A 13,466-nucleotide genomic window follows, 5' to 3' on the forward strand; every position below is an offset into this window, starting at 1 on the left:
CTCCCACACAACGGAAGCAGCACCATTGGTCCATTGTGGGCGCTGTGCCCGGCCGGGGCCCGGTGGGCGCCCGGCCGGGAGGCGCGTGCGGCGGCCCCGGACGGGGAAGATCAGCCGCTCACTTGAGACGCTCGGCGATCTTGTCCCGCAGATCGTCCATGCTGAAGCCGCGCGGATCGACCTTCTGGTCCGTCCATTCCAGATGGCCGATGACCGACCGCGCGTGCCAGCCGTGGTGCCGGCACAGCGCGGCGGCGGCCCGCGCGATCGCGTCCAGCTGTTCCTCGGGCCAGGAGTCCTTGCCGTCTCCGAGGTTCTCGCACTCGAAGCCGTAGAAATACCTGTTCCCGTCGCTGTTCTGCTCGTTCGGCGAGGGGGTGTTCCGCTCGGCGATGACGGCGCGCAGTACGTCGTCATCGCCGAGGCCCGCGTGGTTGGCCCGGCCGTGACCGGTCAGATGGACGGTGCCGTCCTTGGTGACGCAGCCGTGCGCGAGCGGGCCCGGCAGGTCGGAGCGGCCGTCGTAGATCAGGTCCACCGTCTGGGCGGAACCCTCGGTGGCCGTGTGGTGGATCACGATGCCGTGCACCGGGCCCCACGGCCCCTGTTTGTTGCGGTTGTGGTTGCGCCAGTCGCGTACCTCTTCGATCCGTACGCCCTCCTTCTTGAGGGCCTGGACGAAAGCTGTCGCGGTGATGGGTGTGGCCATCCTCGCCCCCGTCTCTGCTCGTGCTGTGGCCGGAGTGTTCCTCCGGTGTGGGGTCGTCATACCCCGGACCGGCGGGGTTCTAGCCGTATCGACGCCCGGCGGCGGGCGCCCTCGTCCGTGCGAGGAGCGCCTGGACGCAGCGCTCGCGCGCGTACGGGCGCAGCAGGACCGGCATCCGGGAGCGGGCCGCCAGGACGCGCCCCGAGCGGACCTGCGCGCACTCCGCCAAGAAGTCCTGCCAGGAGACGCACGCCTCCTCCAGCCGGCCGCAGGAGAGCAGGAGTTCGGCCAGCTCCGCCTGGCACAGCGCGCGCGAGCGCCGCTCGCCGCTGGGCCGTGCGCGCAGTGAGGAGCGCAGGTCGCGGATGGCGCCCGTACGATCGCCGAGCGCGGCATGCAACTGGCTGGACTGGTAGAGCAGGGCGGCGTCCTGGTAGGAGCCGACCGGCTCGCGGCCGGGGCTCGCCGGGCCCGTCGTCAAGTCCGCCGGGGCGCACGCGAGCTGGCGCTCGGCCCGGCCCAGCGCCGCGAGCGCCCGGGTACGGTCGCCCCCGGCCGCCTCGGCGACGGCCAGGCCCGCGTACAAGAACGCCCGCGTCGAGGGATCGGCGTCGGCCGGTGCCCCCTCGCAGGCGGCCTCGGCCAGCGCCAGGCTCGCGCGCGGGTGCCCGAGCTGGTGCGCCTGGGAGCTGAGCGCGCGGCGGGCCAGCGCGACGCCCTCGGGGTCATCCGCCTCGCTCGCGAGGTCGGCGGCGGTCAAGAAGGCGCGCTGGGCCAGTCCGTGCCGCTGCTCGTCGGCGTAGACCCGCGCCAGCAGGTAGCTCAGCCGGGCGCCGCCGGCCAGCATGCCGCGGTGGGCCGCGCTCTCCTCACCGCAGCGCAGCGGACGCACCAGCCCGGACAGGTACGCCGCCAGCGAGGTGCGGATGTGGCCGCCGCCGTACCGGTCGGCCTGGAGTGCGAAGAAGCGGGCGTGCTCGTGGACCGAGGCCACCTCGCCGGGGCCGGGCGGCGCGCTGGGCCGTGTGCCGCGCGCGGAACAGGTGTTGCGTGCGGCGGCAGCGGGCGCGGTGGCGGGCAAGGTCGCCGGGTCCGGTGCGGGCGCGGTGGCCGGGGGGGTCCGGTGGCCGGGGTGCGCCATCCGGCCGCCGGACGGTGTGGAGAGGCCGGACGGCGCGGGGTGGCCGGAGGGTTCGGGGGCGGCGGGCGGCTCGTGCGTGGCGGCCCGTTCGTGACGGGCGGGCCGCCGCTCCTCGGGGTCGAACTGCGCCCGGATGCGGGGCTGTTCGCTGTCACGGGACCGGTCGTGGCGTACCGACTCCTCCAGCAACCTCAGCGTGTAGGGCGCCGGGGGAGGAGCGTCGGCACGGGGCGGAGGGACCACAGGGGCCGTGAGCGCGGTGAGCCGGTCGGCGGGGTGCGTATGCCCGCCGGGGTCCGGGAGGAGGGCGTCCAAGGTCGCCGTGGCGTAGTTCCGGCTCCCGGCATGTGGCCCCTCCTCGTCGCCGTCCGCACCTCTCCGCCGCCGCGCTCCGGCGCCCGCGCGTGCGCCGCGCGCCCCTTGGGTGCTCCGCATGCCCAGTTCGCTCACCGTCACCCGGCGGCCGAGGCGTCGGGAGAGCGCCTCCGCCATGAGGTGCTGCACCCGGGGATCGGGGCGGCTGCCGCGCAGCCAGTGGGCGACTGAAGTCCTGTCATACCGAAGATGTATGCCGATCTCGACACCGAGACGAGTAATGGCGTGCGCGAACGCCGCCTGCGTCCACTCGGTCTCCTCCAGGAGGGCTCGCAGCGCGCGGTTCGGGGGGCGGGTCCGGGCGCGGCCGGCGGCGTGCGCCGGGGCGTGGGTGGGGTCAGAGGGGCGCATGGCTGTTCCCGTGGCGGAGCCGGATGGGGTCGTTCATGAATCTGCCTCTCTGCGACGCTCGTTGGGTGTCTTTCCGTAGCTCTCCGTGTGCTGAATGTGCTGTCATGCACGCGGATGTTTTTAGGTAAGCGCATTCTCCGAAGCGTCGGGAGCATGTGCCGAGCGCACGCGTACGTGGTGCTTTCACACCCCGTGTGAACACACGTCCGTTACTCTGCGAAACAACACGTTGGACGACGGAGGGCGGCATGGAGCCCAATAGTCAACTGGACGCACTGCTTGACCAGTCAGGAATATCCCGGGCCGGTCTCGCTACCAGGGTCAACCGATTAGGCGGCCAAGCAGGAATCACCCTGCGTTACGATCACACAGCTGTGGCGCGCTGGCTCAGAGGGCAGCGCCCGCGCGGCACGGTCCCCGAGTTGATCTGCGAGGTCCTTGGCGCCAAGCTCAACCGGACTCTCACCCTCAGTGACATCGGCATGGCGATGCCGACAGCCGGACGTCTCCCCGCTGGCCTCCCCGGCGGCGAAGGCGACGGACTGGGCAGGTTCGTGGAACGCGCCGCCTCGCTGTGGCGCTCGGACCAGGTCCACGACGACTGGCCCGGCCCCTCCCTGCTGACCGGCGCCGCGGCGGTGGCGCCCGTATGGGAGTGGGAGAACCCGCCCGAGGACCAGGACGTCTCGCGCCGCGCCGGGGTGCCGGTCACCGAGGCGGACGTCACCGTCCTGCACACCGCACGCGGCCACTACGAGCACCTGTACCGCAATGCGGGAGGCGTCGCCACCCGCGCCCGCGTCGTCGGCTTCCTCAACAGCGAAGTCGCCCCCCTGCTGCGCGGCAGCTACGACGACAGCACCGGCCGCCAACTGTGCCGGGCCGCCGGGTCGCTGGCCGCGATCAGCGGCATCTGCGCCTACGACGCCGACGCGCAGGGCCTGGCCCAGCGCTACTTCCACCAGGCGCTCCGGCTCGGCAAGGCATCCGGCGACCTCTTCTTCGGCGGCTATGTCGTGGCGCTCCTGGTCAACCAGGCGCTCTTCCTGGGCGACAACAGGCACGCACTCGCCTGCGCCGAGGCGGTGTTGCGGGTGGCGGGCCCGCGCACGAGCCCCGCGCTCGCCACGGATCTGTACGCGATGCAGGCGAAGGCGTACGCCCGACTCGGCGACCGGCGCGCGGCCCACACCTGCATGCGCAGGGCCGAGTCCTACTCCCAGCGCATTCGCCCCGAGGAGGAGCCCGAGGAGACCGGCTACGTCCAACCGGGCCTGGTGGAGGTCCGATTGGCCGAGGCGCTGCTGCTCCTGGGAGAGCTGCGCGCGGCAGCCGCCTACGCCCAGGAAGCCGCGCGTGCGCCGGCGCACGTACGGGGCCGCGTCAACCGGCTCGCCACCCTCACCGACGTGGCACTGCACGCCGGAGACCCCGAGCGGGCGGCGGTCACAGCGGCGGAAATGGTGGGGATGGCGCAGGGCATCGAGTCGCAGCGGCTGCGCGGGCGCATGCGCAGGGTGCGGCAGCGGCTGGCACAGCACCCCGGGACTTCAGCCGCCGAGGCGGCGAAGCTCATCGAGGAAGCGCTGAGCGTGCCCTTCTGAGCCGGGGCACGCGGAGTGCCCCTGTCAGAGGAAGAGCACAACATGCTGGGATGTGCCCAACCTCCGTCAGGAAGGGGGCACATACGTGCAATGGAAGAACCTGGGTGAACACACTGTGTACGAAAACCAGTGGCTTCGGGTGAATCTGGCGGACGTGGAGCTTCCCGACGGACGGCACCTGGATCACTATCTGATCCGGCTGCGTCCCGTCGCGATGGCGACCGCGGTCAACGAGCGCAACGAGGTGCTGCTGCTGTGGCGGCACCGCTTCATCACCGACAGCTGGGGGTGGGAACTGGCGGCGGGAGTCGTCGAGGAGGGGGAGGACCTGGCCCGGGCGGCGGCCCGCGAGATGCTGGAGGAGACGGGCTGGCGGCCCGGGCCCCTCCACCACCTGATGACCGTCGAGCCGTCCAACGGACTGACCGACGCGCGGCACCACATCTACTGGGCGCAGAGCGCGGAATACCTCGGACACCCCGAGGACGACTTCGAGTCCGAGAAGCGCGAGTGGGTACCGCTCAAAGAGGTGCCCGACCTGATCGCCAACGGGGAAGTCCCCGCGGCGAACATGGCGGCGGCGCTGCTCATGCTCCATCGCCTCCGCTTCGGGTGAGCCCGGGACCCGGGCCCGGGGCCCGCTGCGGGCAGGCCCCGGGGACGGCTTCGGACGGCCCCGCGGGGGTCAGCTCTTCAAGAAGGCGTCGCCGTTCTGCGCGATGTGCTGTTCCAGGGCGGAGAGGGCCTGCTGGACATCCTGCGCGGAGCCGGTGCCCCGCTGCTCGGCGTAGTAGGCAGCGCCAAGCTTGCGCAGCAGGTCGTTGCCCGCGCGCTGGGCCTGGACCTCCTCCACCTTCTCCTTGCCCTGGGCGAGCCCTCGCTGTGCCTGCTCTTTGGCGCGGTCGAGAAAGCCTGCCATGGTCCTGCCTCCTGGTGAACGGTGAATGCGGTGCGGAACAGGGAGCCGTGCTGCCTGCCCTGTCTTCCGTCGTGTCCCGTCAACGTATGCGGTGACCAGCCGGTTCCCCGGGCCGACGGGAGGCGACGCGCCGCTGTCACCCGGACCGCTGCGGGACCGGGGCCCACCTCATGATGGCAAGCGCCGCCGGGCTCGCGGATGCGCGGGGAGGCGACGCGGCGGCCTAGGGTTGAGCGGTGCGGACAGTGAACGAGCAGGAGACGGCCGAGGTCGGGCAGGGGACGGGCGAGCGGGTCCACTGGAGCGAGGACGGGGCGGAGCGATCCGCGCTGTGGCGCTCCGAGAGCGGCGCGCGCCCGCCAGGGAAGGTGACTGTCGCGGACGACCGGATGACCGCCGACGCCGCCTACAAGCTGGCCTGCGAGGGCACCGCGCTGCTGTGGCGCGGCGACTACCACGGCGCCCGTCAGCTGCTGGCCGCGCTCGCCCGCCGGGTGGACCGCAAGCCGCCCAAGCAGGGCGCCACTCCCAGCGAGAGCTTCCACCTGTACCGCCAGGCGCGCTCCCGCCGCGCCCGCGTGCTCGGCATGCTCCTGGTGCCCCTGCACGCTCCCGGCGCGCCGGACGCCCCGAGCGCTGCCGGCACCCCGGGCGCGACGGGCGCGACGAGTGAGAGCGCGCGCGACGAACACCGCGCGTACGCCGTGCCGCTGCGCCGCGCGCCCGACGTGGCCCAGGCGTGTGAGGAGGCGTACGGGCCGCCCGTCGCGGAGCTGACGCTCGTCCCGCTGCGGGAGCTGCAAGGGGTGCTCGGCGCCCATGAGTGGCGCCGCAAGGGCGTGCCTGTCGAGGCGCTGGGCGGCGACCGGGTGCACCCCCGGCACGGAGTCTTCTCGCCTGTGCGGGGCGAGTACGTCGAACTGGTGGCGCGGGCCCCGCTGCCGCCGGGCGAGCCCGGCTCCCTCGTCGCCTTCGACATCGGAACCGGCACGGGCGTCCTGGCCGCGGTGCTCGCGCGGCGCGGGATCGGCCGGGTGATCGCCACGGACCTGGGCGAGCGGGCGCTGGAGTGCGCGCGCGAGAACGTACGCGGGCTCGGCGTCCGGGAGACGGTCGAGGTCGTGCGCGCCGACCTGTTCCCCGGCCCCGGCGCGTACACCGGCCGCGCCGACCTGGCCGTATGCAATCCGCCGTGGCTGCCGGCGAAGCCGACGTCCGTACTGGAGCAGGCCGTCTACGATCCGGGCAGCCGGATGCTGCGCGGATTCCTCGACGGCCTCGCCGCGCGGCTCGCCCCCCGGGGCGAGGGGTGGCTCATCCTCTCCGACCTGGCCGAACACCTCGGTCTGCGCTCCCGCGACGAACTGCTGTCCTGGATCGGGAACGCGGGCCTGCGCGTGACCGACCGGCTGGACGTCCGCCCCGGACACCCCCGTGCCGGCGACCGGTCCGACCCGCTCCACGCGGCCCGGGCCGCCGAGACCACCTCGCTGTGGCGGCTGTCGTCGGCTCCGGATCCGGGACCGGAGCCGACGGTGGGCTGACGGGCGGCTTCACAGGGATCACGGCGTCACGGCTTCACGGCGTCACCACGTCACAGCGCCGCGCCGCTCCGCGCGCCGGTCTCGTCGAGAGATCTCAGCGCGTCGGCGGCCAGGCCGGTGGCGGAGAGGACGCCGCGCAGGATCGCCAGGGCCTCGGCGCGCTCGGGCTCGGGCCGCCTGGGGTCGAGTACCTCAGCGGCGGGCCCCGCCAGGTTTTCCAGGGCTCGGCGGCAGCGGTAGTAGGCCAGACGCTCGGGGTCGATGTGCGAGGTTGCCCCCGGCGGCGGTGTACGCCTCGAAGAACCACGCCTGTTCGTGCACGCGGACCGGAGCGGAGGCCAATACTCCACCGAGTACGAACAACAGGTCGCGCTCGGGCGGTGCCAAGGCCGCGCCGTCCCAGTCGATCAGCCAGGGGCGGCCCTCGCGCAGCAGGACGTTGCCCAGATGTGGGTCGCCGTGGCACAGCACGGCCGGTGCGGGGTCACGGGCGCGCAGCCGTCGGCACAGCTCGTCGGCGCCCGCGAGCAGCGCCTCGGCGGTGTCCGAGGCGGCGGAGGCAGTGGCAGCGGCGGCGGATTCGAGGCCGGAATCGGAGCCGGAGCCGTGGGCGCTGCCCGGAGCCGCCCGCGCTAAAGCTCGCTGGAAGGCACGTACTTGTGCGGTCTCAGCGGCGTGCGTGTGGTCCTCGCGCGGCAGCGCCGACCTCGTCTCCGGGTCCGGCACGGTGGCGTGCGTACGGGCCAGCAGGGTGCCGTAGGTCCGCCACTGATCTTCCGTCAGGCCGCTGTCCAGCGCGCCCTCGTCCGAGACCCACGGCACCACCGACAGCCTGCGGCCCTCCCGTTCGCTCCACAGGGCGCCGGAGAGAGTGGAGAGCGGGGCCGGGATACCGGATACGCCGCGCGCGGCCAGCAGTGCGGGCACCAGCAGCGCCGCGCGGGAGCCGCCGCCGCTCCACTTGACCGCGTATCTGAGCCCGTCCTCGTCCACCGCGTGCCAGACCTCGGCCGCGGTGTCGGCGCCGAGGCCGACGCGTTCGGTCGCGGTCAGCAGGAGGGAGAAGTCCGCGCGGACCCAGGCGCGCGGTGAGGCGTCACGGCCAGGACCACCATGCTCACGGGGCGCATACGACACCCCGCGCACGTTAGTCAGTGGTGGCCGGCCGCGGCCACCGGATAAGTGACCGAGGCTCCCGGCCGGCCCCGGGAAAGACCGCACCCGGCCGTTCGGCGCCGTACGAGGGCGCCGTGGGCCGGGTGCGGGCGGAGCGACCGGACGATCAAGGCATCGCGGGTCACGCGGGGCCGAGGCCGGTCAGCCCTTCTTGGTCTCCCAGAAGATCTTGTCGACCTGGGCGATGTAGTCCAGGGCCTTCTGGCCGGTGGCCGGGTCGGTGGAGCCCTTGGCGGTGCTGAGCGCCTTGAGGGTGTCGTTCACCAACTGGTGCAGATCCGGGTACTTCTCGAAGTGCGGAGGCTTGAAGTAGTCGCTCCACAGCACCGAGACGTGGTGCTTGGCCAACTCGGCGCGCTCCTCCTTGATGGTGGTCGCGCGCGCACGGAAGTGCGGGTCGTCGTTGGCCTGGTACTTCTCCTGAATGGCCTTCACGGATTCGGCCTCGATCCGGGCCTGAGCCGGGTCGTAGACACCGCACGGCAGGTCACAATGGGCGCTGACCTGCACCTTGGGGGCGAACAGGCGGGAGAGCATAAAGCCGTCCTTCCTCGTGATCGTCTTCTCACGTGCGAGATTACTCCGTGTGGGAAGCCTTTTCGCGTGTGCCCCCACGGGCTTAGGACAAAAGTCCAGTGACAGGCTGGACCTGCTGGAGTAAACGGACCGGGGCGCGGTCCGGAGGACCGGAGGCGGAAAAATGCCGGAGCGTGCGCGGGGTGCGCGGGGTGCGCGGGAAGACGGCCCTGCGGAGGGCCGGGGGCGTGACGGGCGCGGCGGGCCGCTGAAGCGGATCGGTCTGGCGGAGGTCTACAACCCCTCGATGCGGCCGACGCTGCTGCCCGGGGACCAGTTGGTGGTCACCTACGGCGCGGCCGTCCGCGCGGGTGACATCGTGGTGCTGCGGCACCCGTTCCAGCACGATCTGCTCATCGTCAAGCGCGCCGTCGAGCGGCGCTCCGGCGGCTGGTGGGTACGGGGCGACAATCCGCTGGTCATGAACGACAGCCGGGAGTTCGGCGCGGTGCCCGACGAACTGGTCGTGGCCCGTGCCTGGCTGCGGCTGCGTCCGCCGCGCGGCGTTCAGCCCTCCTTGGCCTCGGTTGCCCGCTGGTCGGTCTCGGCGCTGCGTCCGCTCGTCGGCCCCGGGCGTCCGCGCGGCGGAGCCGATGCTTCCGGGGCGCTGTCCGGGCTGTTCTCCCGGCGCTTGCGCGCGCGGTAGGCGGCCACGTTGGCCCGGGTCGCGCAGCGGTCCGAACAGTAGCGGCGGGAACGATTCGTCGAGGTGTCCAGGTAGGCGTTGCGGCAGGGGGTGGCCTGACAGATCCCCAGCCGGTCCACGCCCAGGTCGGTGAGGTGGAAGGCGAGCCCCATGCAGGCCGTCGCCGCGTAGGCGGCCGTCGCGTTCGCCGGGTGTTCGGCCAGGTGCATGTGCCAGCGGGGGCGCCCGTCGTCGTCCAGCACCTCGTGCCCCGAGATCTGGGGGCTGGTCGGGAACTCCATCAGCAGGGAGTTGAGCAGATCGACGGCGCGTACCTCATCGCCCTCCGACGCGGCGGCGAAGACGGCGCGCAGCCGGGTGCGCACGGCGCGGAGCCTGGCCACGTCCGCCTCGGTGGCCTTGCGCGATACGGCCTGGTCGGCGCCGCACAGCTCACGCACGGACTCGACCGAGGTCAGCGTGTCCACCCCGCGCTCGGGCTCTTCGGTGTTGACCAGCCGCACGGCCATATCGGAGTAATAGTTGAGTTCCACTTGTGATCCTTACGGCGGACGTTCTATCGTCGGTAATGGCTGAATCCAACCGAGGGTATTACGCGAAGGGGGCACTGTGACGACCCACGCAGCGAACGAAGCCGACTGGCAAGGCTGGCAGCGCAGTTGGGACCGGCAGCAGGAGTGGTACATGCCCGACCGCGAGGAGCGGTTCCGGGTGATGCTCGATGTCGTCGAGGCGGTGGTGGGTCCCGAACCGAGAGTGCTGGATCTCGCCTGCGGCACGGGCAGTATCTCCGACCGGGTGCTCCGCCGGATGCCGAAGGCCACGACCGTGGGGATCGACCGCGACCCGGCGCTGCTGGCCATCGCCCGCGGCTCCTTCCGCGACGACGCGCGCGCCACGTTCGTCACGGCCGACCTGAGCGACCCGGACTGGCCCTCGGCGCTGCCCGGCGGCCCGTTCGACGCCGTACTGACCGCCACCGCGCTGCACTGGCTGCGCACCGAACCCCTGCGGGAGCTGTACGGGCAGCTCGCCGGCGTGGTCCGGGAGGGCGGCGTGTTCATGAACGCCGACCACATGCCCGAGGAGTCCACCCCACGGCTCAACGCGGCGGTGCACCTCTTCGAGGAGAGGGGGCGGGAGCGGCGGCGCGCGGAGGGGGCGCTCGACTGGGGCGGCTGGTGGCAGGAACTGGCCAAGGACCCCGCGCTGCGGGAGGTCGCCCAGGAGCGGTTCGAGCTGTTCGGGAACCCTGCCGAGGTGCGGCACGACCACAACAGCGAGGAGTTCCAGAACGCGGAATGGCACGCGGGCGCACTGCGCGCGGCGGGGTTCGCCGAGGCCCGAGCGGTGTGGGCTTCGCCCACGGACGGGCTGGTCGTCGGCTTGCGCTGAGCGGGGCGGGGCCCCGCGCTGAGGAGGCCGGGGGCTCGCGCACTGGAACTCCGGCCGCTCCGGGTGCTCAATCGCCGGACGGGCTGTTCACAGCCCCTCCGGCGATTGAGGACGAGCGCGCTAGCGCGATTCTTCGACCAAGGCCACAACGGCGGGGCACTCGACCAGAGCCGGGCCCTTCAACCGCGTCCGGTCACTCATCCGCGCCGGGCCCCTCATCAGCGTCGGGCCACGCCTTCGGCCCGGGCCGCTGCCGCCACCGCGGCGGTGACCGCCGGGGCGACGCGGTCGTCGAAGGGGGAGGGGATGACACGGTCGGCGCTCAGCTCGTCCGCGACGACCGCGGCCAGCGCCTCGGCCGCCGCCAGCTTCATGCCCTCCGTGATGTCCGTCGCCCGGACCTGGAGCGCGCCCGCGAAGACGCCGGGGAAGGCGAGGACGTTGTTGATCTGGTTGGGGTAGTCGCTGCGGCCCGTGGCGAACACGGAGGCGTACTTGGCCGCCACATCCGGGTGGATCTCGGGGTTCGGGTTGGCCATGGCGAAGATGAAGCAGCCCTCCGCCATCGTCGCCACCGCCTCCTCCGGCACGGTGCCGCCGCTGACGCCGATGAAGACGTCGGCGCCCTCCAGCGCGGAGCCCAGGGACCCGGTACGCGCCGCCTTGTTGGTGAAGCCCGCCAGCTCCCGCTTGACCTCGGTGAGGTCGTCGCGGTCGCGGGAGACGACGCCCTTGCGGTCGCAGACGGCGACATCGCCGATACCGGCCTCGACCAGGATGCGGGCGATGGCGACACCCGCGGCGCCCGCGCCGGAGATGACCGCGCGCAGTTCGCCCAGCCCGCGCCCGTTCAGCTTCGCCGCGTTGCGCAGCGCCGCGAGGGTGACGATGGCCGTGCCGTGCTGGTCGTCGTGGAAGACCGGGATGTCCAGCCGCTCCTTGAGACGGGCCTCGATCTCGAAGCACCGGGGCGCCGAGATGTCCTCAAGGTTGACCCCGCCGAAGGAGGGGGCGAGGCGGGCGACCGTCTCCACGATGTCGTCCGCGTCCTTGGTGGCCAGCGCCAGCGGCACCGCGTCCACTCCCCCGAACTGCTTGAAGAGGATGGCCTTTCCCTCCATGACCGGGAGGGAGGCTTCCGGGCCGATGTCGCCCAGCCCGAGCACCGCGCTGCCGTCGGTCACCACTGCGACGACCTGCGACTTCCAGGTGTAGTCGTCGACCAGTTCGGGCTGGTCGGCGATGGCGCTGCACACCTTGGCGACGCCCGGTGTGTAGGCGAGGGACAGGTCGTCCTTGTCGCGGACGGGGACGGTCGCCTGCACGGCCATCTTGCCGCCGCGGTGCAGGGCGAAGGCCGGGTCGATCACGCTCTCTTCCAGGCCGTCCTTCTGATTGACGATCTCGGCTGCCACTGTGTTGAACCCCTTTGTCGAATCGTGTGAGGGTGACCGCTCCCTGTTGTGAGGAACGGGCGGGCACCGCGTCCGATTCCCGGGCCTGCGGTTGGCCGCGGCCCGGAGGGAGGTACGGACGCCGGGCGCGCCGCACACGCGCCCTGGTCCCCGGGTGAGGGGTGTAATCGACCTTTCTACCCGACAACGGCCGCCGGGGACGACCTGCTTCCGGTCACTGCGGTCTCCAACGCGGGTGAATGCTGGGCAAAGGCGCTCGACCCCTGCTGGAAGTCCACGGGCTGGGACAACCGCGTGCGGGCGCTGCGCTCCGGGCGGGGCGACCGGTTCCGCACGCCCGCGCACCGGTCCCTCCTCGGGCGCGCGCCCGAGGAGAAGAGAGACCAGGAGGCGGCCGGGGAAAGACAGGAAGGGGAACAAGGACAGGAAGGGGAACGGGGCCTTACGCAACAGCCGGTGCCCTGTAATCGGAATCGCTGTTCCGTTATCCGATTTTGACCTCATCGGCCCCCTGCTCCCACCTGTCCGGATGGCAAGATGCCCCCCATCCGTTCATCCGTTCATCCCTCGGACACGGTCGCGACATCCGAAGGTGTGTGCCCCGCGACCCATGGCCCACTCCCTCATCTGCTGGAGGACCCGCCCATGACCGCAAGCCCCACGCGACGTGTGGCCGTGCGCCGCGCCCGGATCGTGCCCGTAGCCCTCGCAGTCTCCGGTGCCCTGCTGCTGGCCGGCTGCGGCGACCAGACGGACGGCGCCCAGGGCGGCTCGGGCTCCGGCGACAAGGCGGAACTGGCCTCCAAGCTGCCGAAGAAGATCCGCGACGCCGGAGTCGTCAAGGTCGGCACGGATGCCGCGTACAAGCCCATGGAGTACAAGGAGGGCGCGAAGATCGTCGGGCTCGACCCCGATCTCGCCGATGCGATGGGCAAGAAGCTCGGCGTGCGCTTCGAGTTCACCAACGGCACCTTCGACGGTCTGATCACCTCCATGCAGACCGGCCGCTTCGACATGATCATGTCCTCGATGACGGACACCAAGGACCGTCAGGAGGGGCTGGACGACAAGGGCAAGAAGGCGGGCAAGGGCGTCGACTTCGTCGACTATCTCACCGCCGGCTCCTCGATCCTGGTCAAGAAGGGCAACCCCGAAAAGGTCGACAAGGTCGGCCAGATGTGCGGTGAGAAGGTGGCCACCCAGCGCGGCACCACCTCGCACGAGATCCTCAAGGCGCAGACGGACAAGTGCGTCAAGGCCGGCAAGAAGAAGATCGACGTCGAGCCGTACGACACCGACGACGAGGCCCGGGTGCGGCTGAAGACCGGCGCCGTGGTCGCCGACGTCTCCGACTTCCCCGTCGCCGCGAACGCCGCGAAGTCCGGCAGCGACTTCGAGGTCGTCGGCGACCAGATGGAATCGGCCCCCTACGGCATGGCCGTCACCAAGGAGAACACCCAGCTGCGCGACGCCCTCAAGGCGGCGCTGAACGCGGTCATCAAGGACGGCTCGTACAAGAAGGCCCTGGCGAAGTGGGGCGTCGAGGACGGCGGAGTGGACGAAGCGAAGATCAACGCCGGTTCCTGAGCGGGCGGACACACCGAACGGACGCTGA

At 71.9% G+C, this 13,466-nt stretch carries 12 protein-coding genes and 1 pseudogene; 6 read left to right on the top strand and 7 right to left on the bottom strand.

All coding sequences use genetic code 11. The annotated features are described in order from the left end of the window. Nucleotides 1-118: 118 nt before the first annotated feature. Together ABD339_RS07270 and ABD339_RS07275 are read right to left on the bottom strand one after the other, a co-directional pair. Nucleotides 119-709, bottom strand: coding sequence for an N-acetylmuramoyl-L-alanine amidase (locus ABD339_RS07270; protein WP_344563383.1), 591 nt, complete (start codon nucleotides 707-709; stop codon nucleotides 119-121). Between the two features lie 79 nt (nucleotides 710-788). Further along, on the bottom strand, nucleotides 789-2,576 hold the full coding sequence (locus ABD339_RS07275; protein WP_344563384.1) for an NsdA family TPR-like regulatory protein: 1,788 nt from the start codon (nucleotides 2,574-2,576) through the stop codon (nucleotides 789-791). Nucleotides 2,577-2,824: 248 nt separating this feature from the next. Here ABD339_RS07275 and ABD339_RS07280 point away from each other — a divergent pair, with 248 nt between their 5' ends. Together ABD339_RS07280 and ABD339_RS07285 are read left to right on the top strand one after the other, a co-directional pair. Beyond that, nucleotides 2,825-4,180, top strand: coding sequence for an NsdA family TPR-like regulatory protein (locus tag ABD339_RS07280; protein WP_344563386.1), 1,356 nt, complete (start codon nucleotides 2,825-2,827; stop codon nucleotides 4,178-4,180). Nucleotides 4,181-4,265: 85 nt separating this feature from the next. Next, entirely contained in the window at nucleotides 4,266-4,796 is a 531-nt protein-coding gene (locus tag ABD339_RS07285; RefSeq protein ID WP_344563388.1) for an NUDIX hydrolase, read from the top strand. Between the two features lie 69 nt (nucleotides 4,797-4,865). Here ABD339_RS07285 and ABD339_RS07290 read toward each other — a convergent pair whose 3' ends face one another. Next, a complete protein-coding gene (locus ABD339_RS07290; protein WP_344563390.1) occupies nucleotides 4,866-5,099 on the bottom strand; it encodes a hypothetical protein in 234 nt (77 codons plus the stop codon). Between the two features lie 245 nt (nucleotides 5,100-5,344). Here ABD339_RS07290 and ABD339_RS07295 point away from each other — a divergent pair, with 245 nt between their 5' ends. After that, a complete protein-coding gene (locus ABD339_RS07295; RefSeq protein ID WP_425575931.1) occupies nucleotides 5,345-6,643 on the top strand; it encodes a methyltransferase in 1,299 nt (432 codons plus the stop codon). 192 nt (nucleotides 6,644-6,835) lie between these two features. Here the strand turns inward: ABD339_RS07295 and ABD339_RS07300 are convergent, their stop codons facing one another. Together ABD339_RS07300 and sodN are read right to left on the bottom strand one after the other, a co-directional pair. Continuing rightward, entirely contained in the window at nucleotides 6,836-7,780 is a 945-nt protein-coding gene (locus ABD339_RS07300) for a phosphotransferase (RefSeq protein ID WP_344563394.1), read from the bottom strand. A 180-nt stretch (nucleotides 7,781-7,960) separates the two neighbouring features. After that, nucleotides 7,961-8,356 carry a superoxide dismutase, Ni gene (gene sodN, locus ABD339_RS07305; RefSeq protein ID WP_344563396.1) on the bottom strand — a complete coding sequence of 132 codons (396 nt, stop codon included), beginning with the start codon at nucleotides 8,354-8,356 and terminating at the stop codon, nucleotides 7,961-7,963. 163 nt (nucleotides 8,357-8,519) lie between these two features. Here sodN and sodX point away from each other — a divergent pair, with 163 nt between their 5' ends. Next, nucleotides 8,520-9,041: a nickel-type superoxide dismutase maturation protease gene (gene sodX / locus ABD339_RS07310; RefSeq protein ID WP_344563398.1), complete on the top strand. Its 522-nt coding sequence runs from the start codon at nucleotides 8,520-8,522 to the stop codon at nucleotides 9,039-9,041. Between the two features lie 44 nt (nucleotides 9,042-9,085). Here sodX and ABD339_RS07315 read toward each other — a convergent pair. Beyond that, nucleotides 9,086-9,550, bottom strand: a pseudogene (locus ABD339_RS07315) (ABATE domain-containing protein); the annotation flags it as partial. Between the two features lie 100 nt (nucleotides 9,551-9,650). On the opposite strand from ABD339_RS07315, the gene ABD339_RS07320 reads away from it, so the two are divergent. Continuing rightward, a complete protein-coding gene (locus ABD339_RS07320) occupies nucleotides 9,651-10,436 on the top strand; it encodes a class I SAM-dependent methyltransferase (protein ID WP_344563400.1) in 786 nt (261 codons plus the stop codon). Nucleotides 10,437-10,654: 218 nt separating this feature from the next. Here ABD339_RS07320 and ABD339_RS07325 read toward each other — a convergent pair whose 3' ends face one another. Further along, a complete protein-coding gene (locus tag ABD339_RS07325) occupies nucleotides 10,655-11,851 on the bottom strand; it encodes an NAD(P)-dependent malic enzyme (protein WP_344563402.1) in 1,197 nt (398 codons plus the stop codon). Nucleotides 11,852-12,496: 645 nt separating this feature from the next. On the opposite strand from ABD339_RS07325, the gene ABD339_RS07330 reads away from it, so the two are divergent. Then, on the top strand, nucleotides 12,497-13,438 hold the full coding sequence (locus ABD339_RS07330) for an ABC transporter substrate-binding protein (RefSeq protein ID WP_344563404.1): 942 nt from the start codon (nucleotides 12,497-12,499) through the stop codon (nucleotides 13,436-13,438). Nucleotides 13,439-13,466: the final 28 nt, after the last annotated feature.

Origin of the sequence: Streptomyces axinellae (genome assembly GCF_039532135.1) — a bacterium.
Taxonomy (GTDB): domain Bacteria; phylum Actinomycetota; class Actinomycetes; order Streptomycetales; family Streptomycetaceae; genus Streptomyces; species Streptomyces axinellae.

What these genes read in the sequence shown, in the direction of transcription:
- ABD339_RS07270 (WP_344563383.1), bottom strand. Translation starts at nt 709, where the DNA reads ATGGCCACACCCATCACCGCGACAGCTTTCGTCCAGGCCCTCAAGAAG.
- ABD339_RS07280 (WP_344563386.1), top strand. Translation starts at nt 2,825, where the DNA reads ATGGAGCCCAATAGTCAACTGGACGCACTGCTTGACCAGTCAGGAATA.
- ABD339_RS07290 (WP_344563390.1), bottom strand. Translation starts at nt 5,099, where the DNA reads ATGGCAGGCTTTCTCGACCGCGCCAAAGAGCAGGCACAGCGAGGGCTC.
- sodX (WP_344563398.1), top strand. Translation starts at nt 8,520, where the DNA reads ATGCCGGAGCGTGCGCGGGGTGCGCGGGGTGCGCGGGAAGACGGCCCT.
- ABD339_RS07330 (WP_344563404.1), top strand. Translation starts at nt 12,497, where the DNA reads ATGACCGCAAGCCCCACGCGACGTGTGGCCGTGCGCCGCGCCCGGATC.
- sodN (WP_344563396.1), bottom strand. Translation starts at nt 8,356, where the DNA reads ATGCTCTCCCGCCTGTTCGCCCCCAAGGTGCAGGTCAGCGCCCATTGT.
- ABD339_RS07275 (WP_344563384.1), bottom strand. Translation starts at nt 2,576, where the DNA reads ATGCGCCCCTCTGACCCCACCCACGCCCCGGCGCACGCCGCCGGCCGC.